This window comes from Oceanimonas baumannii, assembly GCF_002245495.1.
GTDB lineage: Bacteria > Pseudomonadota > Gammaproteobacteria > Enterobacterales > Aeromonadaceae > Oceanimonas > Oceanimonas baumannii.
The window spans coordinates 16,412-42,255 of the sequence record NZ_NQJF01000014.1 but is presented as its reverse complement, the minus strand read 5'-3'; the positions used below and the strand labels follow the sequence as shown (position 1 = coordinate 42,255).

Here is a 25,844-nt window from a genome sequence, read left to right as displayed (position 1 = left end):
TCGGAATTAATCTTTCATGGAACAAAATCAACTTAATCAGGCCGTGGCCGGAGAAGGCTCCTACGAGATCCTGAAAAACCGGCTGGCGGAACAGGGCCGGTCCCTGGCCACGGCGGCAGAGCGCTTTAACCTGGCTCGCCAGCAGGCTTTTGGTGCCAGTGCCCGGGAGCTGCTGGGCAAGGTTAATGTGCATACTGAACACCGTTGTCTGCCCATCGACATGGCGCAGATCAACGGCGTTTTGCTGTTTGGTTACCGGGTGTATGTGGGGCTCAAGTCGGTGCCCTCGGTGGAAGAGGTACTGGGGCTGTACCGCCTGGTGGAAAACGATGCTCAGTTCCGGGTGGAAGCCCTGCCGCTGGAAGGCACTTTTCTTGATGACCCGCGCTTTCGCCACTCCTTCAACGAGCTGTTCACCTACTACAAAGACACCCGTCTTATTCAGGTAAGCCGGCGCGACAGCTGGCTGTATGTGGCCTTTCAGATCGGCTCCCGGCTGGAAGACCGCAAGGTATACCGCTGGCAGCTGCATGCCGACGGCCGGGTGGAATATATTGACGATCTCGGCCACGAGCCTTTGAGTGATGCCCGCCAGCAGGATCTGGAATGGCGGCTGGCCGGGCGTGATCATCAGGTGCAGGGTGACCATCCTCACCTGATGATTCGGGATCAGCTGTCGGTGGACTGCCTGAACGGCAGCCTCAGCATTCGTATTGAAAACAACACGCCGGAAGGCCGGCAGGTGTTCAGCGAGCCGGTGGAAGACAGCCACCAGACACTGACCGATGCCGAAGTGCACTACGCCGAGGCCGCCGGCTTTATTGTGCTCAAGGTGCGTCCCAACCGGGAAAAGGAATTCCGCTATCTGGCCTATAACCGGCTTACCGAAAAAGTGGTGCGGGCCGATGCCATTGGCGTGAGCTGCAAGCTGCTGCCGGAAGATCACGGTCTGTTGTTTGCCAACGGTTATCTGCTGGCCGACGGCGACGCCCGGCTGTTTGATGAAGACTGGCGTAACATGCGTTACTTTCACCGCCAGCAGGCACCCAACGGCGAAGATGCGCTGTTTATTTTCTTTGATCCGGTGCAGGGGGCCTATCTGCACTACAGCTATAACCTGATTGAAAAGCGGGTAACGCCGCCTGATTACAACCACGGTTACAGCCTGTATAACAACGGCCGCATGCTGATGTTCCGGCTGAGCGACAACGCCGAGGCCAGCAAGCTGCACCCGCTGCGGATCTGGCAGACCCCCTTCATGACCCTGGAAAATTATGAAGCGGGGCAGCATCAGCAGCAGCATCCGTTTTTCGTCAATATCGGCAACGCCGAGCTGGTGCGGGGCATTGCCGAGATCAACAGCATAGTGTCCTATTGCCGCACCCAGGAAGTGACCCGCTCTCTGTATGAAATCATGGTGACCTTCTGCGGCCGCACTCTGGACAACTACCACTGGCTGGATGACGAAGAGGCCGGCCGGCTGGGAGGGCTGGTGCGGGAAATTACCGGCACCGCCGAGCAGATAGTGGACGAGTTTGCCAAGGTGCAGCTGCTGCGCCAGCAAAACGATGAAGCCATTGAAAGTCTGGCAAGCGAGCAGCAAAGTCTGCTGGGGCGCATCAAGCTGTGCCCGGACGACGACGCCAGCCAGATGATCCAGCTGTTGGCGGGCATCAAGCAACAGTTGGGCCGGGTGATCAGCCTGCGGGGCGGCCGCTATATCGATGAAGACCGGCTTGAGGAGCTGGAGCAGCAGCTGGAACAGGGCCGGGAAAAACTCAACCTGCGGCTGCTTGATCTGCTGCAGCAGGAGCAGGCCTATGCGCCCTTTTTGCGCCGGATTGACGAGCTGGAGCAGGCGCTGCCTGGCTGTGAAACCACCCATGAGTTGGACTGGCTGCGGGAGCAGGCCGACGAGATCAATGCCGCCCTGGGGCTGATTAACGAAGAAGTGGCGGAGATAGAAACGCAGGACGCCATTCAGTCTACCCGCATTCTTGAGTTGACCACCGAAGTGGTGGCCCGGTTGAACGCCTGTCTGGCGCGGCTGCGCCAGCGCCACCAGCAATTGCGTCAGGGCGAGGCGGAAGCCGAGTTTGACGCTCAGCTCAAGCTGCTGACGCAGGCGGTCACTTCTGCACTTGGGCAGGCAGATACCCCCGAGCGCTGCGACGAGCAGCTGGCCCGGCTGATGAGCATGGTGGAAAAGCTGGAAAGCCGGTTTGCCGAGTTTGATCAGTTTCTGGCGGATATTTATGGCAAGCGGGATGAAATTCAGTCCAGTCTGGAGTCGCGCAAGCAGCAATTGCTGGCGGCGCGGCAGAAACGGCTCGATAACCTGGCCCAGGCTGCCGACATCACCTTTGCCAGCATCGACAAGCGGGTGCGCCGGTTTGACACCCTGGAAGAGCTGAATGGTTATTTTGCCGCTGATGCCATGGTGCATAAGTTGGCCCAGCTGGCTACCCAAATGGAGCAGCTGGGCGGTGATATGCGCGCCGAGTCTGTGCGCGGCCGGCTGAAAACCCTGAAAGAACAGGCCATGAGCACGCTGCGCGACAACCAGGACATTTTTGAGCAGGGCGGTAATGTCCTTAAACTGGGTCGCCATCGCTTTGCGGTCAACAATCAGGAAACGGCACTCACTCTGGTGCAGCGCCAGGGCCGACTGATGCTGCATCTGACCGGTACCGATTTTTATCAGCCGGTGGCAGACGGCGAGCTGGATGCCCTGAGCAAATTTGGTGAGCTGACCCTGCCCTCGGAAAGCGACCAGCTGAGCCGCTCCGAATATCTGGCTTATTGCCTGCTGCGCAGTGCCGAGCGGCGCGAGGGCGATTTGTCCCCCGAGGCGCTGGATACGGCCCTGAAAGAAAAAACATTGTCCGGGCTGGTGCAGCACTTTGCCGCCAGCCGCTATCGCGACGGCTATGTCAAAGGCATACATGATCAGGATGCGGTACGCATTATCACGGCGCTTTGGCCACTGTACCGGGAAGCGGGGCTGCTGCGTTTTGGTCAGCGGGCCCGGGCAGCGGGCCTGTTGTGGCTGGCGGCACAGACCGATGAACAGCGCCGGCACTGGCAGCGCCGGGGGCGTGATGCGCTGCAGCTGCAGCAGCATCTGGGGCAACCGGCCCTGTATGAACAACTGAAACAGCAACTGGCCGGTACACTGCAGGCGGATGGTTTACTGACGGCAGACGACAACAGCCCCCAAGCGGCAGATTATCTGCTGCGTCAGCTCGCCAGTGACAACGCCATTCAGGTAAGCCGGGACGCCGATGAACTGGCCTGTGACTATCTGGCGTTTCGCCGGGATCTGGGCTGGTGCGCCGAGCCGGGGGCCGCTGCCGCCGAGCTGGCCGAGCACGAGCTGTGGGTGCGGGCCTTTTGCCGCCAGCATAACCGCAGCGAAGACTTTGTCACGGAAGCGGCGGCACTGGCCTGCCTCAAGGACAACAGCGCGCTTACCCTGCGTACCCTGGACTTCTCCCTGACGGTCACGGTTTCCGGCCTGCTGGCGGAGCATGCAAGGCTGCAGGACGGCGGACTGGCGCTCAGCCTGGATGATTTTTTAACCCGGGGCGAGTTTCATCAGCAGCGGGTTGTGCCGGCTTTTGAGGCGTTTCAGGCCCGTCGCGCCGCTGTGCTGGAGGCTGCCCGCGCCGAGCTGAGTCCGGAGCAGTTTCAGGCCCGGCCGCTCACCGGCTTTGTGCGCAACAAGCTGATCAGCGAGTCTTATCTCGGCCTGGTGGGAGATAATTTTGCCAAGCAGCTGGGGGCCATGGGAGCGGCCCGCCGCTCGGATCAGATGGGCCTGCTGATGCTGATCTCGCCACCTGGTTACGGCAAAACCACACTGGTGGAATACATTGCCGGCAAGCTGGGCATGGTATTCATGAAGATCAACTGCCCGTCGCTCGGTCATGAAGTGGTGTCGCTGGATCCGGCGGATGCCCCCAATGCCACCGCCGCCCGGGAAGTAGAAAAGCTGAACCTGGGGCTGGAAATGGGCTCCAACGTGCTGCTGTATCTGGATGATATTCAGCATACCCATCCGGAGTTTCTGCAGAAGTTTATCTCTCTCAGTGACGGCACCCGGCGGGTTGACGGAGTCTGGCGCGGCCAGCCTAAAACCTACGACATGAAAGGCAAACGCTTTGCGCTGGTGATGGCGGGTAACCCCTACACCGAGTCCGGTGAAGTATTCCGGGTACCCGACATGCTGGCCAACCGCGCCGACATTTATAACCTGGGGGACATGCTGTCGGATCAGCGTGCGGCCTTTGAGCTGTCCTATGTGGAAAACGCGCTCTCGTCCAATCCGGTGCTGGCCCCTCTGGCCAGCCGAAACCTTAACGATCTCTATCAGCTGGTGGCCATGGCCCGGGGCGAGGAAATTGCCCTCAGCGAGCTGGAGCATAATTACTCGGCTCAGGAAGCCCGGGAGATCACCGGTGTGCTCAGGCGTCTGCTGCGGGTGCAGCAAGTTGTGCTGAAGGTGAACCAGCAATACATCGCTTCTGCCGCCTCGGCGGATGATTACCGCACCGAGCCGCCATTCAAGCTGCAGGGCTCGTACCGCAATATGAACAAGATGGCGGAAAAGGTGGTGTCGGTCATGACCGACCAGGAGCTGGAGCGGCTGATTGATGACCATTATCTGGGCGAGGCGCAGACCCTGACCCAGGGCACCGAAGAAAACTTGCTCAAGCTTGCGGAGCTGCGCGGCATCCAGACACCGGAGCAAAAGCAGCGCTGGGCGGCCATTTGTGAGCGTTACTGCCAGCAGCATCAGCCCGAAGACAAGGTCGGCATCATAGCCGATGAAATGAAATATATCGGCAGCCACCTGCGCAATCTGGCCTGGTCCATGATGCAGGCCACCGGTGCCGACACAGCGGAAGAAAAAACATCATGACTCAACAAGAGCTGGAAATGCAGCTGCGTTTGACTCTGACCGACGGCCGCCTGTCCAAGGAGGAGCGCCGGGATCTGGGCAAGCTGTTTGATGATCTGGTGATGCAGCCGGAGCTGTTGTCCTTTGCCCGTAATAAGGCCTTTGAGCTGGCCCGGGAACGTTCCCGGGACGGCCAGCTCGAGACCGATGTGGTGATCTGGCTGGAGCGGGTGATCCAGACCCTGGACCGGGCGCGTATGCAGGTGCAGCCGGTGGCTTCCGGAGCCTGGTTTTCACCGGGCCGTGACTGCCTGGAAGCCATTATCGGGCTGATTGAGCAGGCCCGTTCGTACATTGATATCTGCGTGTTTACTCTGTCTGATGATCGCCTGACTCAGGCGGTGCTGGCGGCCCATAACAAGGGCGTGGGGGTGCGCGTGCTGAGCGATCAGGACAAGGCCAACGACAGGGGCAGTGACGTAGACTACCTCAGTCGCAAGGGAGTCAATGTGCTGCTCGACACCAGCCCCTATCATATGCACCACAAGTTTGCGCTGTTCGACCGTAAATGGCTGCTGAACGGCAGCTTTAACTGGACCCGCAGCGCCAGTGAATATAACCAGGAAAACCTGATGCTGACCGACAACGACAGTCTGGTCTCGGCCTATGTGGGCGAGTTCAATCGTTTGTGGCAGCAGCACCGGAAAGGAGTTTTTCATGCCCAATGAAGCCGTAATACCCACGCCCGCCGAACCGGAGCAACCCGGGCCGGAGCAACAGCAGGTGCGGGCCATCGCCGAGGCTTTTGATCCGCTGGATTCGGTGGCCACCATTACCTTTGGCAAGGAGGCGATGGAGCGCATTACCGCCTTTTCCGACCGGGTGCTGGAAAACATCCGCAGCCGGGACAGCGGCGAGGCCGGGCAAATTCTCGATGCCATGATCAGCGAAATGAAAGGCTGTGAGCTGGACAAGATCCGCCCCGACGGATTTTTAAGCCGGCTGCCGCTGATTGGTGAGCTGTTTCAGACCTTTGGCAATTTTGTGAAGGGCTTTGAGTCGGTCAAGGACAGGCTCGACGGTCTGGAAGGACAGTTGCGTGCCCATGAACATCAGCTGGCCACCGATATTGAACGGCTCGACGGTCTTTATGATGAAAACCTGGCCTTGTTGCAACAGCTGGACCTGTATATTGAAGCGGGCCGGCTCAAGCTGGCCGAGCTGCAGCTGCAGGCGGTGCCAGCGCTGCAGAGCAAGGCCGAGGCCAGCAATGATCCGGTAGATGCGCAGGCGCTGCGGGATCTGCAGCAGGCCCTGGGCCGGCTGGAGAAACGCCTGGCCAATCTGGGCGGAGTGCGGCTGGCGGCGCTGCAGACGGCACCGCAAATCCGGCTGTCCTAGGAAGGTAACAAAATGCTGATGGAAGATATTCAGGATATCTGCCACAACACGATTCCGTTATGGAAGCGGCAGTTCCTGATCGCCATTTCCAACTTTGAAAAGGAAAAGGCGCTCAAGGTCACCCGGGCGGTCAAGGACTACACCAACCAGCAATATGTACGTAACGCCGAAAAGTTGCAGCAGCTGGAGCTGGATATCGCCGGCAACTATCAGCGCGGTGTGCTGGATCTGGAGTCACTGAAAGAGGTGAACCGCATTACTATCGACACCCTGAACAGTACACTGGAACATTACCGGGAAGGTCGCCGTCAGCGTGCCGAAGCTGAGCGGGAAATTGGCCGGGCCGAGGAAGAGCTGAAACAGGCGCTGCGCCAGACGCTGTAACCGCTACAGCAGCAGGGTGTCGGCAAACCAGAGCACAACGGCATAGCGCAACGCCTTGCCAATAAACACCAGCAGGGTAAACAGGGCCAGCCTCACCCGCATAATGCCGGCAATAAAGGTCAGGGCATCGCCGCCAACCGGTGCCCAGGCCAGCAGCAGTGACCAGACGCCAAAACGCTGAAACCAGCGCTGGGCCCGGTCCAGTTGTTTGTCACTGACCGGAAACCAGCGTTTATGGCGGTAGTGCAGCAAATATTTGCCCAGCCACCAGTTCACCACCGAGCCAAGGGTGTTGCCTACACTGGCCATCAGCCACAGCAGCAGGGCTGCATCGGGCTGGCGGGTAAGCACTGCCGCCAGCACCACTTCCGAATAAAAGGGCGCTATGGTAGCGGCCAGCAGGCTGCTGCCAAAAACCAGTAAATAATCAATCATAGAGGGCTTCGGGGCTGCTGTGGGCGGCGGCGTGCACCAGGTTCTGAAACAGCCGGCGCTGGCACGCCAGATAGGGCAGATATTCCGGGTGCCACTGCACTCCCAGTAAATAGTGGTTTGATGTCATTTCAATGGCCTGCACAAAACCGTCGAGATCTTCTGCAACCACCGCCAGGCCGGTGCCTATCCGATCGACGGCCTGATGATGCAGGCTGTTAATACGCCATCGTGGTTGCTGCATAATGCGCTCAAGGCGGCCAGCACCACAACCGACGGCGGTTTTGCGTGGCAAGGGGGTGCGCCGGTTGGAGGTGTGCTGGCGCAGGGGGCGAATGTCGGCATGCAGTGAGCCGCCCAGTACCACGTTGATCAGCTGCGCGCCCCGGCAAATACCGAGCAGCGGAAGATTGGTATTGAGGGCGTGCTCAATCAGTTCAATTTCAAAGGCGTCCCGCTCCGGATCTGCCGGTGCACGGCCGGTATCGGCACCGTAGAGGGCGGCGTCTATGTCATCACCGCCGCCGATAATCAGCCCCTGTAACCGCTCTCGTTTGTGCCGGTGCATATTGGCCGGAGTCAGCCTGATGCCGTGGCCGCCGGCCAGCCACAGTGACAGGCGGGTGGCCCACCAGGCCAGCGGCAGGCGGCTGTTGGGGCCGGTGACGCCAATTAACGCAGCCATGAGCGCACCTTGAGGCTCCAGGGATCGATAAAGTCCGGCGTCAGCTGTTCCAGATGAGCGAGGTAAGCCTGGCATACCCGGCCTAACTGCTGTTGATCGCCGGCCAGCCATTCTACCTGCAGCCAGCCGTCCCAGGCGTGCTGCAGTGACCACAGTGGATTATCAATATCGGAGTTGGGCAGCCGATAGTGCAGGGTGGGGCGCTTGTTTACCTTGCTGTCGTGCACTGCTGCCTGCACTTTTTCTTCATCGTGCCAGGCCAGCAGCGGCAACAAATCCATGGCACGGTTGCGGGTGGGATTCCAGGCCAGGTAGTCGAGGGTAAATTGTGCTATGTCCGGCCGGTAGTCCGGTGCCAGTACCTGCTTGATATAGTCTTTGGGAAACGCGCGGATATAAGGGGAAATCTTGCGGGCAGCTACAATATCTTCGTGCGCTTCCAGCCAGTCATGCAGGCACAGATAAGCGCGGAAATAGCACAACAGGGTGTCAATGCCGGTGTCGGGAAGCTCGGGATTCAGGTGAAGACCAAAGGCGTAATGCAGGGCGTGGCGGGTGCCCAGCGCCCCTTGCTCTCTGAGCCGGTTAAAAAGGTGATTGAGCCGGTCCAGCCGCGATAGTGGCAAGGGCGGGCATACCAGCTCCAGGGGCACCAGCTGAAGCGCGACACTGCCCAGCAGGTCAGTGACGGCTTGCTCCAGCTCGCCGGGAGGGCGCTGCTTTTGCTCCCGGGCCAGCTGCTTGAGGTAATCGAAGTCAAGTTCGGCACGAAAGCGGCCATCTGCCGTCAGTATGTCTACTTCATAGTCCGACACCGGCCGGCTATGGCCTTCAAGGGTGTTGCTCACCAGTGCCACCAGTTGCTCCAGCGTGATACCGCTGAACTCCAGTTCCACGCCCAGCCGGCGTTCATTACCTTGGGTCGTATGCAGTTGCGGGGGCATGGCCAGTGGCATCAGAGCTCCTTTGCAGCGATTAGCGGGTGATCCACCAATATAGAAAAAAACCGGCCCAGCTTATGCCCAGTAATAACCAGGGCAGCGGGCTGTGCCGGATTACCGGTGGCGGCAGCGTATCGGGTTCGCCGGCGTCGGCAGCTTGCTGGCGCTGTTGTTGCCGGCGGGCTTTGTCGGCCGCACGGGCTTTGGCTTTTTGCTGCTTCTTGTATTCTTCTATGCCTTTCTGAATGCCCTGAGCTATCAGCCTGGTCTGCTCCTTGGTCTGCCCCGGGCGTTGAGTCGCCTTGGCCACCTGCTCGGCTTCGGCCTGGGTTTCCGGGGAAGCAGCGGGCTTTTTATGTTTGTTGTAACGCATCAGTCAGCTTATTCCGCCACATTATTGAGATAGTGCAAATCCATCATAAATACGGCCAGCAGCAGTTGGGCCGCCGCGGCATAAAAGCCGTTAGTATCACGTTCCCTGCAGCGCACGCTGAACACCGGCAGCCAGTCGATCAGCAAGGTGTTGGCCAGCTCCCGCTGTTGATCGATCAGCAGCGCACGTTGTGCATCGTCCCCGGCACTGGCGGAGGCCATGGCCAGGGTACCCATCATTTCCAGCTGATTGCAGACATGCAGCGGATCGTCGTCGGCAAGACAGGTGCCGTGTTGTGTCAGCAACATGCTCATCAGCAGTAAGTTATCCTGAGTGGCCTCACTGAGGTGGAGCGTGTTAAGCAGAGCAGGAGAAGTAGTTAATGTCTGATAATCGTGGGCGAGGTGTTGCTGTGGGGCCGGTTGCTGCAATGCTTTTTCTGCTTCCCGGCGAAACGCCTCGGTTGATTCGGTCAGCGGATCCAGGGTGGCCAGGCTGTCGAGAAAGCGATGCATGTCATAACCGCCGAACTCGTTAAGATCGTCTTCGCTCAGGGGGGCGGCAAACAGGGCGGTAAACCAGTGATACAGTTCGGCCCGGCGCTGGGAAGTAACTCTGAACGCTTGCATAATCCCCTTTCACTTATCTGCGGCCCTTGGCGGGCGGTAAATCGAATTAACATTCTATCGGGTTTAACGACCAACTTCATATCCGGATTAACCCCATGTTTGTTAATGCGTGTTAAACTTTTTGTGAATTTTTCAACGTAAAGGTAAAAAAAACGTGTTAAGCCGGGTTTCAGGACTAGGCCGGGCAGCCGCTTGGAGGTACACTCTGACTTTCAGTGACAATCCCCCATGAGTCAGGAGAAACGGATGTTAAAGCGTGAGATGAATATCGCCGACTATGATCCCCAGCTGTGGCAGGCTATCAGCGATGAAACTGTGCGTCAGGAAGAGCACATTGAGCTGATTGCTTCCGAGAACTACACCAGCCCGCGGGTGATGCAGGCGCAGGGTTCTCAGCTGACCAACAAATACGCCGAAGGGTACCCGAGCAAGCGTTTTTATGGTGGTTGTGAATACGTCGACGTGGTTGAAGAGCTGGCCATTGAACGTGTTAAAGAGCTGTTTGGCGCTACCTGGGCCAACGTGCAGCCGCACTCCGGCTCTCAGGCCAACTCTGCCGTCTTCCTGGCTCTGGTCAAGCCCGGTGATACCGTGATGGGCATGAACCTGGCCCACGGTGGTCACCTGACTCATGGCTCTCCCGCCAACTTTTCCGGCCGCCTGTACAACATAGTGCCTTACGGCATTAACGATCAGGGTGTGATCGACTATGAGGAAATGGAGCGTCTGGCTGTTGAGCACAAGCCCAAGATGATCATCGGCGGCTTCTCCGCCTTCTCCGGTATCGTGGACTGGGCCCGCATGCGCGAAATCGCCGACAAGGTAGGTGCCTGGTTCATGGTTGACATGGCCCACGTGGCAGGTCTGATCGCCGCCGGTGTATACCCCAACCCGCTGCCTCATGCTCACGTAGTGACTTCCACCACCCACAAGACTCTGGCCGGTCCCCGTGGCGGTATCATTCTGTCTGCTGCCAATAACGAAGAGCTGGAAAAGAAACTGAACTCCGCGGTATTCCCCGGTGGTCAGGGTGGCCCGCTGATGCACGTGATTGCCGGCAAGGCCGTTGCCTTCAAAGAAGCGCTGGAGCCCGAGTTTAAGGAATACCAGGTTCAGGTGGTTAAAAACGCCCAGGCTATGGCCGATGAGTTCCAGAAGCGTGGCTTTAAAGTGGTATCCGGTGGCACTCACAACCACCTGTTCCTGCTGGACCTGATCGACAAGGATATCACCGGTAAGGAAGCCGACGCCGCCCTGGGCCGCGCCTTCATCACTGTGAACAAGAACGCCGTACCTAACGATCCGCGCTCTCCGTTTGTGACCTCCGGAATCCGTATCGGTACCCCGGCGGTGACCCGCCGAGGCTTCAAGGAAGACGACGTGCGCCAGCTGGCCGGCTGGATCTGTGATGTGCTGAGCAACATCAACGACGACAATACCATCGCCAGCGTGAAAGAGCAGGTGCTGGACATCTGTCGCCGCCACCCGGTTTACGCGTAAGCGTTAACGGGATGGGTTAAAAGGGACTGGAGACTGGTGCTCCGGTCCCTTTTTTGTTTGTAGGCCCCGGTTTATTGGGGTAAGCCGTGCTGCATATGGGTACTTTTGCCAGGATAAACCCGGGCCTAAAGACAGCGCTATCCAGTCCCTATTCCCAAATCCCCAGTCCCCGCTTTTAAAACATCCCCCGCTTCTTTACACTAACAGCCGGTTAATAGGCCCTGTGGAGGCTTTATGCACTGCCCCTTTTGTAATGCTACCGAAACCAAGGTGATCGACTCCCGTCTGGTGGGCGATGGCCTGCAGGTACGCCGGCGGCGGGAGTGCAATGCCTGCAAGGAACGTTTTACCACCTTTGAAACTGCCGAGCTGGTGATGCCGCGCATTATTAAAACCAGCGGTATCCGGGAACCTTTTAACGAAGACAAGCTGGAAGCCGGTATGCAGCGGGCCCTGGAGAAGCGTCCGGTCAGTACCGAAGCCATTGAACAGTCGGTGAGCCGTATCAAGTCGCGGCTGCGGGCGACCGGTGAGCGGGAAGTTAAATCCGAGCTGGTAGGCAACCTGGTCATGGATGAGCTTAAGCAACTCGATAAGGTGGCCTACATTCGTTTTGCCTCTGTTTATCGTTGTTTTGAGGATCTGCGTCAGTTTGGCGAAGAGATAGCCCGCCTGGAGCAATAAGTGTTCACAACCGAAGACGCGCGCTGGATGGCCAGAGCGCTTGAATTGGCCCGTCGTGGCCGCTTAACTACCAGCCCTAATCCGGCCGTTGGCTGCGTTGTCGTTAACAACGACCGGCTGGTCGGTGAAGGATTTCATCAGCGTGCCGGTGGCCCCCACGCCGAAGTGTTCGCCCTGCGGGAAGCCGGTGAGCGTGCCCGCGGGGGCACGGCCTATGTCACGCTGGAGCCCTGTTCGCACCATGGCCGTACCCCGCCCTGTGCCCGGGGGCTGATCGATGCCGGTGTGGCGCGGGTGGTGGCTGCCATGGTGGATCCCAACCCGCAGGTGGCCGGCCGGGGCCTGGCCATGCTGCGTGAGGCCGGTATTGAGGCAGAAGCCGGCCTGATGACCGAGGCCGCCGAAGCGGTTAATGTGGGCTTTCTGCACCGCATGCGTACCGGCCGCCCTTTTGTCACCGTCAAACTGGCCGCCAGTCTGGACGGGCGGACTGCGTTGGCCAACGGCGAAAGCAAGTGGATTACCGGCCCGGCCGCCCGGAGGGATGTACAGCGCCACCGCGCTCATAGTTGTGCGATTCTTTCCGGTGCTGACACCGTCTTGATGGATAATGCTTCCCTGAATGTGCGCTGGTCCGAGCTGCCGGCGTCGGTGCGTCAGCACTATGCTGAAGCCAAGTTACGCCAGCCCCTGCGTATTGTCATTGATACCCAAAATCGCCTGCATGCTGGCCTTAGGTTATTTGCCCAGCCTGGCCCGGTGCTGCTGCTGCGTGGCAAGGTAAGCGGCGGCTTTGACGATGAAGTGGAAGAATGTGTGCTGCCCCTCAGCCACAACGGCAAGCTGGACCTGACCTTGCTGCTCGACGAGCTGGGCCGGCGACAGCTGAATCACCTCTGGGTAGAGGCGGGGGCCACCCTTGGTGGGGCCTTGTTCTCTGCCGGACTGGTTAACGAACTGGTGCTTTACCAGGCACCCATGCTGATGGGGAGCCCGGGCAGAGGCTTGCTGGCATTGCCGGAGTTTACCACCATGAGTCAGCCTCCAAGACTGACCTGGCAGGACTGCCGCCGGGTAGGTGACGATCTCAAACTGACTGCAAGAGTAACTGACTGATGTTTACCGGTATTGTTGAAGCCACCGGCACCCTGGCCGCCATCGAGCGAAAAGGTGCCTCCTCGGTGATCCGTATCCACTGTCCGGCACTGGATTTATCCGACGTTGCCCTCGGTGATTCCATCGCCACCAACGGCGTGTGTCTGACCGTGACGGAACTGGGCAAGGATTATTACTGTGCCGATGTCTCGGTTGAAACACTCAACCGCACCGGTTTTGCGGATTATCGCAGCGGGCAGGCTGTTAACCTGGAAAAAGCGCTGCTGCCCACTACCCGGCTGGGTGGTCACCTGGTATCGGGCCATGTGGACGGTGTGGGTCATATCACCAAGAAAGCCAAGGCCGGTTTTGCCATTGAGCTGTGGATCGAAGCACCGGCAGCGCTTTCCCGTTATATTGCTGAAAAAGGCTCCATTACCGTGGACGGCATCAGTCTTACCGTGAATACAGTGCAGGGGGCGGCCTTTAAATTGACGCTGGTGCCTCATACATTGAATAACACCACGCTGAATGACTGGCAGGTTGGCCGCAGCGTTAACCTGGAAGTCGATTTGATTGCCCGCTATCTGGAGCGTCTGCTGAGTGCAGACAAGCCGGATATGTCTGGCGGGCTGACCCTGGCGACCCTGGCCGCCAGTGGTTTTGTGAAGTAGCGGCTAACCGAATTAACCAAGGGGAACATCATGGCTTTAAGCAGTACCCAGGAAATCATTGACGATATTCGTCAGGGCAAAATGGTCATTCTGATGGATGACGAAGACCGCGAGAACGAAGGCGACTTGATCATTGCCGCCGAGCATGTGCGTCCGGAAGACATTAATTTTATGGCCAAATATGGCCGGGGGCTGATTTGCCTGACGCTGACCGAGTCCCGCTGCCGTCAGCTTGACATTCCCCAGATGGTGAGCCGCAATACCGAACAGTTCTCCACTGCCTTTACCGTGTCCATTGAGGCCGCTGAAGGGGTGACCACGGGTATTTCTGCTGCCGACCGGGCCCGTACGGTACAGGCTGCTGTAGCCAAGGATGCCAAGCCGGCCGATCTGGTTCAGCCGGGGCATATTTTTCCGCTCAAGGCACAGAATGGCGGTGTCTTGACCCGTGCTGGTCATACCGAGGCTGGTTGCGATCTGGCACGGCTGGCTGGTGTGGAGCCGGCAGCGGTCATCGTGGAAATTCTTAACGAAGACGGCACCATGGCCCGCCGTCCTGATCTGGAAAAGTTTGCTGAACAGCATGATATCAAGCTGGGCACCATTGCCGATCTCATTGAATACCGTAATGAGAACGAAACGACCATCGAGCAGGTAGCCCGTTGCAAACTGCCCACCGAACACGGCGAGTTTGAGCTGGTGACCTTCCGGGACACCATCGACAATCAGGTGCACTTTGCCTTGCGTAAGGGAGACATTAAGGCGGATCAGCCGGCGCTGGTGCGGGTACATATTCATGACATGCTGACTGATGTACTGATGACCGACCGCCATGCTGCTCGTACCTGGCCCCTGGACAAGTCCATGGCACGCATTGCCGACGAAGGCGGTGTGCTGGTGATCCTCGGTAAGGAAGAAACCCCGGATCACTTGCTGTCTGTGGTGCGTATGTTTGAAGCCGCCGACAAGGGCGAGCGCCCGGAAGCCGCCAAGCGGCAGGGAAGTTCCCGCCGGGTCGGTGTTGGTTCGCAGATTCTGCGTGCGCTGGGGGTAGGTAAAATGCGTTTGCTCAGCTCTCCCAAGCGGTATCACGCGCTGTCCGGGTTTGGCCTGGAAGTGGTTGAATACGTCACCGAGTAAGTCTTTCCTTACGGCGGGCCGTCCGGCCCGCCGGCATGCTGTTGCTCTGCTTTATACACATTCAAAATGTGCCTTTGGATTGAGTTTGTCTGAAAAAAGGTCAACAATACCGGCCTCATTGGATCGACTTCATCAAGCAGGTAAGCGCAGGCATGGCTATATGGGGAAAGGGGCTTCGGGCAAAATCTATTTTTGCGCTGCTGCTGGCATGCGTGCTGGCCTTTATTCCGGCAACGGGCATCGGCTGGCAGCTGCTGAGTGGTATTCAGGAGCATTTCGGCCGTGCTTATGCAGAAAACTTTACCCGGCTTAACCGTCAGCAGGTGCTGGTGCCGCTCACCCGTGAGCTAGCGCTGGCGCAGCGCTTTGCTAATTCTGTGCTGACCCGGGAGTGGCTTGCTACCGGCAATCATCAGAAACTGTTTGTGCGCGAGGCCGAGGGCTTTGCCCGGGAATTCAGCAGCGGCTCCTGGTTTCTGGTCAGTGCCGACTCTCTGAACTATTACTATCGTGCACCCAAGGTACCGTTCGGTGCCTTACCCAAATATCGCCTGCAACCTGACAAGCAAGCCGATCAGTGGTTTTTTAATCTGCTGTCTGCACCCGCACCATTAAGCATTAACATCAACCATGACCAGACGCTGGGAGTCACCCGGGTATGGATTAACGTGCGGGTAGAGCAGGATGGCAAGCCCCTTGGCATGGCGGGGACGGGCCTGGAGCTGACCGATTTTATTAACGACTTTATTGCCGTTGAGAAAAAGGGGGTTGTGCCCATGATCCTGGATGGAGAAGGGCGGTTTCAGGCCCATGCCGATACTGAGCTTATCTCGTTTGGTTCGGCGGCCGGCATCAGCAGCGACGGAGTGACCCTGTTTGATATGCTGGACTCAGCGCAGGATGATGAAACCTTGTCTGACCTGCTCGGCAGCGCCAGGGGGGCTCCCGATAAAGTGGCCATGGCCTGGGTGGAGCTGGAAGGCAAGCGCCAGCTGCTGGCGGTCAGTTATATTCCCGAGCTCGATTGGTATCTGACGACCGCCATGGATATGGGGCTGGCTCAGGTGATTGAGCCGGGCTTGTTTAATGCGGCCTTGCTGGGGCTGGTTTTGATCCTGGCCATTCTGTTGCTGGGGCTGGTTTATGGAGTAGACCGGGTGGTGCTGACTCCTTTGCGCAGGCTGCAGGGGTCGGCCAGTGCCATTGCCAATGGCAGTTACGAAGTGTCGTTGCCAGCACCATCCAGTGATGAAATCGGCGATTTAAGCAGGGCGTTTGCCGTGATGGCGGGGAAGGTGCGTCATCATACCGAAGAGCTGGAGCAAAAAGTACAAAGCCGCACTGAGGATCTGGAAAAGGCCAACCAGCAAATGCGTCTGGCCCACCAGCAAATCAACGACTCGATTGACTACGCAAGCCTGATTCAAAAGGCCATTCTGCCCGATCGCCAGCTTACCCGAATGCTGGGAGAGCATCATTTCGTGTTATGGCAGCCGCGGGATGTGGTGGGCGGAGACTTCTATCTGTTTCAGCCAGGTGATCAGGGAAGCTTCCTGGTCGGGGTGGTCGACTGTGCCGGTCATGGTGTCGCCGGAGCGCTGATGACCATGCTGGGCCGGGCTGCACTTGATCATGCCATACGTGAGCACGGAATACAGTCTCCCGCGGACATTCTGCAGCTGGCGGATCATACACTGAGGGGGATGCTGCAGGATACTGAGCTGCCCCGGGGAATGGCCACAACCATGGATGCGGGTCTTGTTTACGTGGATCCCTCGGCCGGCAGCCTGGTGTTTTCCGGCGCCAAAATGTCACTGTATGCCAGCGATGGTGATGTGGTAGAAGAGTGCAGGGGAGGACGGCGCAGCTTGCTGGACCGGCGCCCGGGACAGTTTGAAAATGTCACGCTGCCAGTGCAGCATGATCAGGTATATTACCTGACCACAGACGGCTATCTGGATCAAGCCGGTGGCAGCAAAGGCTTTGGCCTTGGCAATAGCCGTTTCCGGGAGTTACTGCGCAGTCATGCTCAGCTGCCACTGAGTGAACAGGCTGAGCTGCTGAGACAGGCGCTGGATGAATACCGGGGCAATCATGCCCAGCGGGATGATATCACCCTGCTGGCATTTCGTATGGAAACCCATCTATAAGGAATAGCCGATGAACGGCATCGATCTGCTGTCGATACGTGAGCAGTTTAATCAGAACCATATATTACTGTGTTTTAACGGACCGATTACCCGCAGTCTGATAGAAGAAATCGGTAAGGCGCTGCGTAATTATCTGCAGGCGGATAATGCTCAGCCTGGCGCCGCCATGGACGTGTTCGGGGTTTATATTGAACTGACCCAGAATATCCGCCATTACGCCAACCGCATGAATTACAGTGAGTATGATGGCTCTGCCACTGTGGTGGTCGCACGGGACAGTCACGGTCATTACAACGTGATGGCCGGTAACCTGGTCGAGCTCTCCGATGGTGAAGCGGTGTGCAGAGCTATTGATGAACTGGCCGTTATGGATAAAGCTGAGCTGAAAGCTGCTTATAAAACCCAGCTGCGCCGTCCCCGTGAAAGCGATGAGATCAGCGGTGCCGGTCTTGGACTGCTGGATATTGCCCGGAAGTCGGCATTGCCCATGACCACCCGGCTGGTGGAAGTCGGGGAGAATCGTGGCTTTTTAAGTATTTTGGCTGTGGTATAAGTATGAAGGCAGAATTGGCAATGAAGACACTGACAATTACAGGTACCGATTCCACTCCGGAGATTATTTGCGATCCGGAGCAGGGTTCGGTAACCATGAAAGGAGATTCTTATCCGGAAAACTCCTTTGAGTTTTTTTATGATGTTATTACCTGGGTTGAACAGTATCTTGAAAGCAACAAGGCACTACAGGTACAGCTGCATCTGGTCTATATGAACACCAGCAGCGTCAAAGCCATGATGGATATTTTTGATATGCTCGAAGCCGCTTTTGAAAAACAGCAGACAGTGGCGGTACAGTGGTTTTTCGACCCTGAAAATGAACGGGTTGAAGAGCTGGCAGAAGAATTCCGGGAAGATTGCAGTTTTCCGTTTGAGGTTCTGGCCCGTGGCTGAGCTGCCCTCCGATGAGGAGCTGGAACAGCTGCTGTCGGATCCTGAGCATCAGCATAACCCGCTGCTGCCATTGGTAGCGGCGCTGGCTGAGCGCAATCGTGAACAGCGCAGCCGGCTTGAACGCTTGTTGCGTATTTCTGACAGCAGTTACGGGGTTGCGGTTTCGCGCACTCAGGATCTGCTGCAGCAATATGATCGCCAGCTTAAACGGCTTGATAAAATTACCCGTATTTCGGATCGGTATCAGCGTAACCTGATTGAACTGAACGAGCAGTTGCGCCATGCCGCGCTCCGGGATCCGCTGACCGGGTTGGCCAACCGTCGTCAGCTGACTGAGCGGTTACAGGAGGAAGTGGCCCGTTGCAGCCGTGGCCAGCCTGCCTTTGCCCTGGCCATGCTGGACGTGGATCATTTCAAGCGTATCAACGACACCCACGGTCACGATACCGGCGACACTGTGTTATGTCGTCTGGCCGAGACCATTTCTGCCCCTTTGCGTTCGCAGGATCTGTGCGCCCGCTGGGGAGGTGAAGAATTTATGTTGCTGCTGCCGCATACCGGGTTGGAGCAGGCTGGCGCTCTGCTCCGCAGGGTAATAACGGCAGTGCGCGGGCTGCGGCTGGAAACGATCCCGGATCTGCGCCTTACTGTCAGTGCCGGCCTGACGGTGTACCGCAGCCAGGAGTCACTGGAAGATACCATTCGCCGGGCTGACAGTGAATTGATGACCGCCAAACAAGGCGGACGTGACCGGCTGAATATGGCTGAGTTACCCGAATAAGCTACTTTGAGAAAGAGACGCCCATGCTGACCTGTCTTCAGACTGAAACCGCTGAGAATCCTGATGCCTGCGTGATCTGGCTGCACGGGCTCGGGGCCGATGGTCATGACTTTGCTCCCATTGTGCCCGAACTGAAATTGCCGCCGGGTGCGGCAGTGCGCTTTGTGTTTCCCCATGCGCCGGCCATACCGGTCACCATTAACGGTGGTATGGCCATGCCTGCCTGGTACGACATTCTGGCCATGGATATTGATCGTAAGGTAGATGAAAGCCAGTTGCGCCATTCGGCTGCGGCAGTGGCCGGGTTGGTGGAACAGCAGATTGCCGCCGGTATCGATAGCCGGCGTATTGTGCTGGCGGGGTTCTCCCAGGGGGGAGCCGTCGCCTATGAAGCTGCGCTGAGCTTTGATAAGCCGCTCGGCGGCCTGATTGCCATGTCCACCTATTTTGCTACCGCCGACAGTATCCGCTTTAGTGAGGCCAATCGCGAGCTGCCGGTGCAGGTGCTGCATGGCATGCAGGATGCGGTAGTCAGCGAGCAACTGGGCCTGCGCGCATGTCGCCAGCTGGAGCAGTCCGGTTATCTGCCGGAATATCACCGCTACCCTATGGCTCATGCTGTGTGTGCCGAAGAAATTGCCGATATTTCCCGTTTTTTATGCCGCTGTCTGGCACTGAAGTAAGGAAGAAAATGAACATTAAGGAACTGCAAACCAAACTGGCTGATGCGCCGGAAGCCATTGAATTTGCCGAAGTGATGGCGTTAGTCGATTCCCTCTACGAATTTCACCCGGTGGCCTTTACCAATGGTGACCAGTATAACGAGGCGGGTCAGAATAATGGCTCCTGCAAACTGTTTGCTTTCGCCCGGTTGCAGGGGCTGAATGAGCAGGAAACCCTGTCCTGCTTTGGTGCTTTTTATCGTGACGATGTGCTCGGCAACCCTGATGGTGACGATCATCAGAACATTCGCAATTTTATAAAAACCGGCTGGCTCGGCATTGAGTTTCATGGTGATGCACTGAGCGCCAAGGGGTAAGGTTACTTAAAAGCTCGTCACCCCCGCGCAGGCGGGGGCCATGCGTATCTGCAGACGTAACAGTGTCGTCAATGCTGAGCACCATGTTCTGGATTCCCACCTTCGTGGGAATGACGGCCTTTACCGCGGAAGCCTTATAATACGTCACCTCCGCGCAGGCGCGGGGCCATACGTATCTGCAGACGTAACAGTGTCGTCAATGCTGAGCACCACGTTCTGGATTCCCACCTTCGTGGGCATGACGGCCTATACCGCGGAGGCCTCATAATACGTCACCTCCGCACAGGCGGGGGGCCATGCGCCTCTGCAGACGTAACAGTGTCGTCAATGCTGAGTATCGACGGCTCTCATCCTGCCTTATATCTAGCACTATATCTGCCCGTTTTTACGGGCATGACAGTTCTGCACCTGTCTTATCTCTTGCGCCATGCCTGCCCGGCGCGACGGTTCCGGTACCATTCATACAGCGGACGGCTGCGGAAACTGAGCAACGCCAGCAGGATCAGTACACAGCCCATGATTTTCTGGGGAGGCATGGGCTCGTGATACCAGAACACGCTGATTAACACGGTCCATACCGGTTCCAGCATCATGATCAGTGCGGCATTAGCAATATTACTGAACTTTTGTCCTGCACTCTGGCAGAAAAACCGCAGTGATGTTGCCAGCAGTACGCTTGCAGCAAACCAGCCCCAGATATAATCCGGTATTTGCTCCGGCCACTGCTCGAACAGCGCAGAGTAAATGAGGTGCATAATACCGGTGACCGCCAGTTGCACACAGGTAAGCGCCATCGGGTCTATTCGTCGGGCAAAACGGCTGTTCAGGCAGAAATACAATGCCAGTGAGATCGACGCCAGCAAAAACAGCAATTGTCCTAACGACAATGACAGGCCGTTGCCTGAGGTCAGCAGAAACAAACCGAACAGGGCAACGGGCAGAGCCAGCCAGAACTGGCGGCCGGGCCGTTCACGAAACATCAGCCAGGCCAGAGGTGGTACCATCAGCATGGCCAGGCTCATGATAAAAGCCCCTTCGCCAATGCCTTCACTGTGCATCACGGCCTGGATCCAGAAGATCAGATTCAAGGTCATCACCAGACCAATGGCGGCGGCTTTTAGCAGGTTGGCTGGGGAGGTCGCCCGCAGCTGGCGATGGCAAAAGGGCAGCAAAATGAGTGCGGCCAGAAAAAAGCGCCAGCCCACAAAGCCTGCAGGAGGCAGGGCGGTAATCGCTTCCTTGGAAAACAGCCAGCCGGCTGAAGCCAGCAAAGTAGCGCTCAGAATTAGCAGGTCACCGCGCCGTTCGGGCAGCATAAATACCTCTTGAAAAGTGTAAGGCGAAGGCAGACAACGCAGTGAAATCGCTGTTGCTTCGTACAACCGGACGGTTGGTATGAGAGTGCTTACTGTAAGAGATTTGTGCAGGTTTGCACACTGCGATGTTTCACCCTGTGACCAGGGTGGCATCAAACGCTCAGAATGGTCACCGGCAGGCTCGCAGCGGAAAGCTTTTGTCAATCGCCGATTGTGCTAGAATATGCGCACTTTTCTGCAAACAAGGATTCCCATGAAGGTAATCGAAGGGCTGATGGCCGCACCCGAGGCTAACGTAGCCATCGTGGTCGCCCGCTTCAACAGCTTTATCAACGACAGCCTGGTGGCCGGTGCTCTGGATGTGCTCAAACGTCAGGGGCAGGTTAAGGATGATAATATTACTCTGGTGCGGGTACCGGGGGCGGTAGAAATTGCCCTGGCCTGTAAAAAGCTGGCTAAAACCGGCAAATACGACGCCATTGTTGCCTTGGGCTGCGTTATTCGCGGTGGCACCTATCACTTTGATCTGGTGGCCAACGAAAACAGCAAAGGCATGGCCGGTGTGATGATGGACTATGAAGTGCCCATCGCTTTTGGCGTACTGACCACCGAAAACATTGAACAAGCCATCGAGCGCGCCGGCACCAAGGCGGGTAACAAGGGCGCAGAAGCGGCCCTGAGCGCGCTGGAAATGATTAACGTCCTGCAACAGCTGGACTGAGAGGAGTACTGCATTGAAACCGTCTGAACGCCGTAAGGCCCGCCGACTCGCTACCCAGGCCATTTATCAGTGGCAAATGACCCAAGACAACGTGGCCAGCATTGCTGAGCAATTTGCGCTGGAGCAAGAGACCAAAGGCGTGGACATGGATTATTTCCGTGATCTGCTGTTTGGTGTGTCGGTTCACGCTAATGAACTGGACAGTGTCTTTTCTTCTTACCTGTCCCGACCACTGGCTGAGCTGGACATGGTAGACAAGGCGGTGCTGAGGTTGGCCTGCTATGAGCTGACCCGGCGTGAAGACGTGCCTTATCGGGTCGTGATTAACGAAGCCATTGAGCTGGCTAAGGCCTTTGCCGCCGAAGACAGTCACAAGTTTGTAAACGGCGTGCTCGACAAGGTCGTCAAGCAGTTAAAAAAATAACGGGATGCACCGGGAAAAAGCCAGCTGACGCTGGCTTTTCATTTTTTATGAATGAGTTCGAAATAATAAAACAATATTTTACGGGGCACAGTGGTCGCAAGGACGTGATCATGGGACCGGGCGATGATTGCGCTCTGTTGCAAATACCGCCCAACACCTTACTGGCCGTCAGTACTGATACACTGGTAGCGGGTATCCACTTTTTTGCCGATATGGATCCGGTGGCGCTTGGCCACCGGGCACTGGCGGTGAACCTGTCGGATCTGGCGGCAATGGGTGCCGATCCGTGCTGGGTATCGCTGGCGCTGACCCTGCCGGAGGTGGATGAAGCCTGGCTGAAAGGCTTTTGTGAAGGCTTTTTTGAACTGGCTGAATATTACAACGTGGCGCTGGTCGGGGGTGACATGACCAGAGGACCACTGTCGATCACCGTGACCGTGCATGGCTCTTTGCCCGAAGGCAAAGCCTTGCGTCGCAACGGGGCCAAGGCTGGCGATGGTATCTACGTGACCGGTACACTGGGTGATGCCGCGCTGGGGCTGCAGCAACAGCTTGGCAATATTGCCGTGAGTGAACTTCACCAGGCTTTTGTGCGAACCAAGTTTGAGCATCCGCACCCGCGTATTCTGGCGGGGCAGGCTCTGCGGGATATCGCATCCAGTGCACTGGATCTGTCTGATGGTTTGCTGGGAGATCTGGCTCATATTGCCTCTGCCTCTGATGTTCGCGCTGTGCTCAAGCTGGAACAGCTGCCGCTGAGCACAGCGATGACCGACTCGGTCACTCAGGAGCAGGCCTGGCAACTGGCGCTGACCGGCGGCGACGATTATGAGCTGTGCTTTACCGTACCTGAAATGCACCGGGGCCAGCTGGAAACTGCATTGGCGCATTGTGGCGTCAAGTTTACCCGTATTGGCCGTATTGTGGCGGGTGAGGCCGGCGTTGAGCTGCTGGCCGACGGCAAGCCTTATCAGCTGGACGCCAGGAGCTGGGATCACTTCCGGAGCGGAATATGAGAAAGCCCGAGCTGGCAGCACTGAAGCTGTCTAATCCGCTGCACCTGCTGGCCCTGGGGTTTGGCTCGGGGCTGAGTCCTGTTATGCCGGGCACCATGGGTACGCTGGCAGCCATTCCGTTTTACCTGCTGATCGCAGGCTTGCCGCTGTGGCTTTACGTGGCCTTGCTGGTGCTCGGTTTTGTCGCCGGCATCAAGATCTGCAATGCGGCCACCCGCGCGATTGGCCGCCATGATCACGGTGCCATCGTGTGGGACGAATTTATTGGCTTTGGTGTAACCATGCTGGCGGCTCCGGCGGGCTGGCAGTGGATCGTTGCCGGCTTTGTTCTGTTCCGCTTTTTCGACATGGTGAAGCCCTGGCCCATCAGCTGGTTCGATCGCCGGGTGCATGGCGGATTCGGTATTATGCTGGATGACGTTATTGCCGGCCTGTTCGCGCTGATCTGTCTGCAAGGGCTGGCATTTTATTTCTGATCCGGCGTCGTAAGCCGTTCACACCTTGCCTGCAGCCACCGTAGTGTGGCTGCAGGCGAAAGACCGTCACCAGGCTTGGTGGCGTTCTCTGTTACGTATATCCTGTCGCTGCTTGCTCCGTTGTTTCCTGGTATTTTCAGTTGTCCCGTCTTTACTTATCTATCTAGTCATAAACTCTGCATATTTTTTTAATGACCAAGTATTTATGCTGAAACTTTGACCTTGATCTGCTCGATTGGTCTTTCTTTTTGGCTCCATACCATATTAGAATCCCATTTATTGTTAATTGTGTGTTAATCGAAATCATCTTGATTGTTGCCAGATGAAGCTATAGTAAAGGGCACTTTACCCCCGGCTGTCGGCAGGTAACAACGGAGAGCCCCGTTTAAGGATGAGCATGTCGCTACTGGAAGTAAAACATCTGCGGATTGAGTATCCGTCCCGTCACGGTGTCATGGCTGCCGTGGAAGATCTTTCGTTTAACATTGAAAAGGGCGAAATACTGGGCGTGGTCGGTGAGTCCGGAGCCGGTAAATCGACCATCGGCAATGCGGTGATCGACTTGCTCAGCCCGCCCGGGCGTATCGCCAGCGGCGATGTATACCTGGATGGCCAGAAGATCTCCGAGCTGTCTCCCACCGCGATGCGTGCGGTGCGGGGCAAGCGTATCGGTTTTATCTTTCAGGATCCCATGACCTCACTGAATCCTCTGTTTACCGTGGAATTTCAGATGGTTGAGACCCTGCTGGCGAATACCGGCCTCAGCCGTGAGCAAGCCCGTAAAAAAGCCATTTCATTGCTCGATGCGGTCGGGATTCCTCAGCCGGAGCTGCGCATCAAACAATATCCGCACCAGTTTTCCGGCGGCATGCGACAGCGGGTAGTGATCGCCATTGCGTTGTCCTGTGATCCGGAGCTGATCATTGCTGACGAGCCGACTACGGCGTTGGATGTGTCCATTCAGGATCAGATCCTCAATTTGATCCGGGGCTTGTGCAAGGAGCGTAATGTCGGCTGTATGCTGGTGACCCATGACATGGGCGTGGTGTCGAATGTCACTGACCGGGTAGCGGTGATGTACCGGGGCAAGCTGATGGAAATCGGTCCGACCGGGCAGGTGCTGGGGAGCCCGTCTCATGCCTATACCCGCAGCCTTATCTCCGCTGTGCCCCGTTCCGACATTAAACTGCGCCGTTTTCCGCTGGTGTCTTATATTGAAGACGCCAAAGAGAAGGCCTGCCTGGATCTGAAAACTCACTGGCTGGGTCAGAGCCAGGATCAGCGTGATTACGACGGTGCCCTGCTGCGTGTGGAGCACTGTAATCTGCGTTTTGTAACCAAGGATTCGATCTTTCCGTCGCGGCGGGAATATCTGCAGGCCACCAACGATGTCAGCTTTGAGATCTTGGAAGGGGAAACCTTCGGTCTGGTGGGAGAGTCGGGCTCCGGCAAGTCCACCATTGCTCGCTCCATTACCGGTCTGTATCCGCCTGACACCGGAAAAATCTGGTTTGAGGGTATTGAGCTTACCGCCATTAAAACCGAGCAGGAGCGTCGCCCGTTACGCCGGCAGATGCAGATGGTTTTTCAGAATCCTTATTCATCCCTCAACCCGCGCATGCGGGTGGAAGACATCATTGCCGAGCCCATTCGCTTTCATCAGCTGGCGTCGGATGATGCCCAGGTCCGCGGTATTGTTGCCGATTTGCTCGACTACGTGGGCCTGGGCCGTGCTGCGGGGGTGAAGTTTCCTCATGAGTTCTCCGGTGGACAGCGTCAGCGGATTTCCATTGCCCGGGCGCTGGCCACCCGTCCCCGGCTGCTGATCTGCGATGAGCCGACTTCGGCGCTGGATGTGTCGGTGCAGGCGCAGATCCTCAACCTGCTTAAGGATCTGCAGCAGGAGCTGAAACTGACCATGTTGTTTATCAGTCACGATCTGCCGGTGATCCGGCAAATGTGTGACCGCATCGGGGTGATGAAAAAAGGTACGCTGGTAGAAGTTGCCCCCACTGAACAGCTGTTTACGCATGCCACCGATGCTTACAGTCGGTCGCTGATCTCCCTGATGCCCGAGTTCAAGGGTATGTCCCGGGAAGGGCTGGATATTTCGGAACAGGCTTAAAGGCCAT

24 protein-coding genes and 1 pseudogene are annotated in these 25,844 nt (G+C 57.3%); 19 read left to right on the top strand and 6 right to left on the bottom strand.

Annotated elements, in window-relative coordinates; all coding sequences use genetic code 11:
* The first annotated feature begins 16 nt into the window (after positions 1–16).
* The 3 genes and pseudogenes from B6S09_RS15355 (at position 17) to B6S09_RS18670 (ending at position 6,688) form a co-directional block, all read left to right on the top strand.
* Positions 17–4,924, top strand: coding sequence for a DNA repair ATPase (locus tag B6S09_RS15355; protein ID WP_094279379.1), 4,908 nt, complete (start codon positions 17–19; stop codon positions 4,922–4,924).
* Positions 4,921–5,631 carry a phospholipase D-like domain-containing protein gene (locus tag B6S09_RS15350; RefSeq protein ID WP_094279378.1) on the top strand — a complete coding sequence of 237 codons (711 nt, stop codon included), beginning with the start codon at positions 4,921–4,923 and terminating at the stop codon, positions 5,629–5,631. Before B6S09_RS15355 ends, B6S09_RS15350 begins: the two co-directional genes overlap by 4 nt.
* Positions 5,570–6,688, top strand: a pseudogene (locus tag B6S09_RS18670) (toxic anion resistance protein). Before B6S09_RS15350 ends, B6S09_RS18670 begins: the two are co-directional and overlap by 62 nt.
* A 3-nt stretch (positions 6,689–6,691) precedes the next feature.
* Here the strand turns inward: B6S09_RS18670 and B6S09_RS15340 are convergent.
* From B6S09_RS15340 to B6S09_RS15320, 5 genes are read right to left on the bottom strand one after another with little or no spacing between them, the layout of a single operon-like run.
* Positions 6,692–7,123, bottom strand: coding sequence for a YqaA family protein (locus tag B6S09_RS15340; protein ID WP_094279377.1), 432 nt, complete (start codon positions 7,121–7,123; stop codon positions 6,692–6,694).
* Positions 7,116–7,805 carry a gamma-glutamyl-gamma-aminobutyrate hydrolase family protein gene (locus B6S09_RS15335; protein ID WP_094279376.1) on the bottom strand — a complete coding sequence of 230 codons (690 nt, stop codon included), beginning with the start codon at positions 7,803–7,805 and terminating at the stop codon, positions 7,116–7,118. Before B6S09_RS15335 ends, B6S09_RS15340 begins: the two co-directional genes overlap by 8 nt.
* Positions 7,793–8,761 carry an amidoligase family protein gene (locus B6S09_RS15330; protein ID WP_094279375.1) on the bottom strand — a complete coding sequence of 323 codons (969 nt, stop codon included), beginning with the start codon at positions 8,759–8,761 and terminating at the stop codon, positions 7,793–7,795. The genes B6S09_RS15335 and B6S09_RS15330 overlap by 13 nt, the downstream gene beginning before the upstream one ends.
* A 19-nt stretch (positions 8,762–8,780) precedes the next feature.
* Positions 8,781–9,119, bottom strand: a complete 339-nt coding sequence (locus B6S09_RS15325; protein ID WP_094279374.1) for a DUF2956 domain-containing protein — start codon at positions 9,117–9,119, stop codon at positions 8,781–8,783.
* 8 nt (positions 9,120–9,127) lie between these two features.
* Positions 9,128–9,748: a molecular chaperone TorD family protein gene (locus B6S09_RS15320; RefSeq protein ID WP_094279373.1), complete on the bottom strand. Its 621-nt coding sequence runs from the start codon at positions 9,746–9,748 to the stop codon at positions 9,128–9,130.
* 246 nt (positions 9,749–9,994) lie between these two features.
* On the opposite strand from B6S09_RS15320, the gene glyA reads away from it, so the two are divergent.
* The 11 genes from glyA to B6S09_RS15265 all read left to right on the top strand — a co-directional run bounded on the left by glyA (position 9,995) and on the right by B6S09_RS15265 (position 19,759).
* Positions 9,995–11,248, top strand: coding sequence for a serine hydroxymethyltransferase (glyA, locus tag B6S09_RS15315; protein WP_094279372.1), 1,254 nt, complete (start codon positions 9,995–9,997; stop codon positions 11,246–11,248).
* Positions 11,249–11,482: 234 nt separating this feature from the next.
* Positions 11,483–11,932 (top strand): transcriptional regulator NrdR, encoded by a 450-nt coding sequence (gene nrdR, locus B6S09_RS15310; RefSeq protein WP_094279371.1) that lies wholly within the window; start codon positions 11,483–11,485, stop codon positions 11,930–11,932.
* Positions 11,933–13,048: a bifunctional diaminohydroxyphosphoribosylaminopyrimidine deaminase/5-amino-6-(5-phosphoribosylamino)uracil reductase RibD gene (gene ribD / locus B6S09_RS15305; protein WP_094279370.1), complete on the top strand. Its 1,116-nt coding sequence runs from the start codon at positions 11,933–11,935 to the stop codon at positions 13,046–13,048. It abuts the gene before it with no gap.
* Positions 13,048–13,701, top strand: coding sequence for a riboflavin synthase (locus B6S09_RS15300; protein WP_094279369.1), 654 nt, complete (start codon positions 13,048–13,050; stop codon positions 13,699–13,701). The genes ribD and B6S09_RS15300 overlap by 1 nt, the downstream gene beginning before the upstream one ends.
* 30 nt (positions 13,702–13,731) lie before the next feature.
* Complete coding sequence (gene ribBA, locus B6S09_RS15295) at positions 13,732–14,841, top strand: bifunctional 3,4-dihydroxy-2-butanone-4-phosphate synthase/GTP cyclohydrolase II (RefSeq protein ID WP_094279368.1); 1,110 nt, start codon at positions 13,732–13,734, stop codon at positions 14,839–14,841.
* Positions 14,842–14,993: 152 nt separating this feature from the next.
* Positions 14,994–16,991 (top strand): biofilm regulation protein phosphatase SiaA, encoded by a 1,998-nt coding sequence (gene siaA / locus B6S09_RS15290; RefSeq protein WP_094279367.1) that lies wholly within the window; start codon positions 14,994–14,996, stop codon positions 16,989–16,991.
* A gap of 10 nt (positions 16,992–17,001) precedes the next feature.
* Positions 17,002–17,544, top strand: a complete 543-nt coding sequence (gene siaB / locus B6S09_RS15285; RefSeq protein ID WP_094279366.1) for a biofilm regulation protein kinase SiaB — start codon at positions 17,002–17,004, stop codon at positions 17,542–17,544.
* A 20-nt stretch (positions 17,545–17,564) separates the two neighbouring features.
* Positions 17,565–17,939 carry a biofilm regulation phosphoprotein SiaC gene (gene siaC / locus B6S09_RS15280; RefSeq protein ID WP_094279365.1) on the top strand — a complete coding sequence of 125 codons (375 nt, stop codon included), beginning with the start codon at positions 17,565–17,567 and terminating at the stop codon, positions 17,937–17,939.
* Complete coding sequence (siaD, locus tag B6S09_RS15275) at positions 17,932–18,720, top strand: biofilm regulation diguanylate cyclase SiaD (RefSeq protein WP_094279364.1); 789 nt, start codon at positions 17,932–17,934, stop codon at positions 18,718–18,720. Before siaC ends, siaD begins: the two co-directional genes overlap by 8 nt.
* Positions 18,721–18,743: 23 nt before the next feature.
* Complete coding sequence (locus tag B6S09_RS15270; protein WP_094279363.1) at positions 18,744–19,403, top strand: alpha/beta hydrolase; 660 nt, start codon at positions 18,744–18,746, stop codon at positions 19,401–19,403.
* Between the two features lie 8 nt (positions 19,404–19,411).
* Positions 19,412–19,759 (top strand): HopJ type III effector protein, encoded by a 348-nt coding sequence (locus B6S09_RS15265; protein WP_094279362.1) that lies wholly within the window; start codon positions 19,412–19,414, stop codon positions 19,757–19,759.
* Positions 19,760–20,172: 413 nt separating this feature from the next.
* Here B6S09_RS15265 and B6S09_RS15260 read toward each other — a convergent pair whose 3' ends face one another.
* Positions 20,173–21,075, bottom strand: a complete 903-nt coding sequence (locus tag B6S09_RS15260) for a DMT family transporter (RefSeq protein ID WP_094279361.1) — start codon at positions 21,073–21,075, stop codon at positions 20,173–20,175.
* Positions 21,076–21,328: 253 nt separating this feature from the next.
* Here B6S09_RS15260 and ribH point away from each other — a divergent pair, with 253 nt between their 5' ends.
* The 5 genes from ribH to B6S09_RS15235 all read left to right on the top strand — a co-directional run bounded on the left by ribH (position 21,329) and on the right by B6S09_RS15235 (position 25,837).
* Positions 21,329–21,796 (top strand): 6,7-dimethyl-8-ribityllumazine synthase, encoded by a 468-nt coding sequence (gene ribH, locus B6S09_RS15255; RefSeq protein WP_094279360.1) that lies wholly within the window; start codon positions 21,329–21,331, stop codon positions 21,794–21,796.
* A gap of 13 nt (positions 21,797–21,809) precedes the next feature.
* Complete coding sequence (gene nusB, locus B6S09_RS15250; RefSeq protein ID WP_094279359.1) at positions 21,810–22,220, top strand: transcription antitermination factor NusB; 411 nt, start codon at positions 21,810–21,812, stop codon at positions 22,218–22,220.
* A 47-nt stretch (positions 22,221–22,267) separates the two neighbouring features.
* The gene (gene thiL / locus B6S09_RS15245; RefSeq protein ID WP_094279358.1) at positions 22,268–23,236 is read left to right on the top strand and encodes a thiamine-phosphate kinase; all 969 of its coding nucleotides are present in this window, start codon (positions 22,268–22,270) and stop codon (positions 23,234–23,236) included.
* Positions 23,233–23,712, top strand: a complete 480-nt coding sequence (gene pgpA / locus B6S09_RS15240; RefSeq protein WP_094279357.1) for a phosphatidylglycerophosphatase A — start codon at positions 23,233–23,235, stop codon at positions 23,710–23,712. Before thiL ends, pgpA begins: the two co-directional genes overlap by 4 nt.
* A 397-nt stretch (positions 23,713–24,109) precedes the next feature.
* Complete coding sequence (locus tag B6S09_RS15235) at positions 24,110–25,837, top strand: dipeptide ABC transporter ATP-binding protein (protein ID WP_094279356.1); 1,728 nt, start codon at positions 24,110–24,112, stop codon at positions 25,835–25,837.
* Positions 25,838–25,844: the final 7 nt, after the last annotated feature.

Bases quoted from the DNA above. Each gene is read 5' to 3' on its own strand.
- B6S09_RS15355 (WP_094279379.1), top strand. From the start codon at position 17: ATGGAACAAAATCAACTTAATCAGGCCGTGGCCGGAGAAGGCTCCTAC.
- B6S09_RS15350 (WP_094279378.1), top strand. From the start codon at position 4,921: ATGACTCAACAAGAGCTGGAAATGCAGCTGCGTTTGACTCTGACCGAC.
- B6S09_RS15340 (WP_094279377.1), bottom strand. From the start codon at position 7,123: ATGATTGATTATTTACTGGTTTTTGGCAGCAGCCTGCTGGCCGCTACC.
- B6S09_RS15335 (WP_094279376.1), bottom strand. From the start codon at position 7,805: ATGGCTGCGTTAATTGGCGTCACCGGCCCCAACAGCCGCCTGCCGCTG.
- B6S09_RS15330 (WP_094279375.1), bottom strand. From the start codon at position 8,761: ATGCCACTGGCCATGCCCCCGCAACTGCATACGACCCAAGGTAATGAA.
- B6S09_RS15325 (WP_094279374.1), bottom strand. From the start codon at position 9,119: ATGCGTTACAACAAACATAAAAAGCCCGCTGCTTCCCCGGAAACCCAG.
- B6S09_RS15320 (WP_094279373.1), bottom strand. From the start codon at position 9,748: ATGCAAGCGTTCAGAGTTACTTCCCAGCGCCGGGCCGAACTGTATCAC.
- glyA (WP_094279372.1), top strand. From the start codon at position 9,995: ATGTTAAAGCGTGAGATGAATATCGCCGACTATGATCCCCAGCTGTGG.
- nrdR (WP_094279371.1), top strand. From the start codon at position 11,483: ATGCACTGCCCCTTTTGTAATGCTACCGAAACCAAGGTGATCGACTCC.
- B6S09_RS15300 (WP_094279369.1), top strand. From the start codon at position 13,048: ATGTTTACCGGTATTGTTGAAGCCACCGGCACCCTGGCCGCCATCGAG.
- ribBA (WP_094279368.1), top strand. From the start codon at position 13,732: ATGGCTTTAAGCAGTACCCAGGAAATCATTGACGATATTCGTCAGGGC.
- siaA (WP_094279367.1), top strand. From the start codon at position 14,994: ATGGCTATATGGGGAAAGGGGCTTCGGGCAAAATCTATTTTTGCGCTG.
- siaB (WP_094279366.1), top strand. From the start codon at position 17,002: ATGAACGGCATCGATCTGCTGTCGATACGTGAGCAGTTTAATCAGAAC.
- siaC (WP_094279365.1), top strand. From the start codon at position 17,565: ATGAAGACACTGACAATTACAGGTACCGATTCCACTCCGGAGATTATT.
- B6S09_RS15270 (WP_094279363.1), top strand. From the start codon at position 18,744: ATGCTGACCTGTCTTCAGACTGAAACCGCTGAGAATCCTGATGCCTGC.
- B6S09_RS15265 (WP_094279362.1), top strand. From the start codon at position 19,412: ATGAACATTAAGGAACTGCAAACCAAACTGGCTGATGCGCCGGAAGCC.
- B6S09_RS15260 (WP_094279361.1), bottom strand. From the start codon at position 21,075: ATGCTGCCCGAACGGCGCGGTGACCTGCTAATTCTGAGCGCTACTTTG.
- ribH (WP_094279360.1), top strand. From the start codon at position 21,329: ATGAAGGTAATCGAAGGGCTGATGGCCGCACCCGAGGCTAACGTAGCC.
- thiL (WP_094279358.1), top strand. From the start codon at position 22,268: ATGAATGAGTTCGAAATAATAAAACAATATTTTACGGGGCACAGTGGT.
- pgpA (WP_094279357.1), top strand. From the start codon at position 23,233: ATGAGAAAGCCCGAGCTGGCAGCACTGAAGCTGTCTAATCCGCTGCAC.
- B6S09_RS15235 (WP_094279356.1), top strand. From the start codon at position 24,110: ATGTCGCTACTGGAAGTAAAACATCTGCGGATTGAGTATCCGTCCCGT.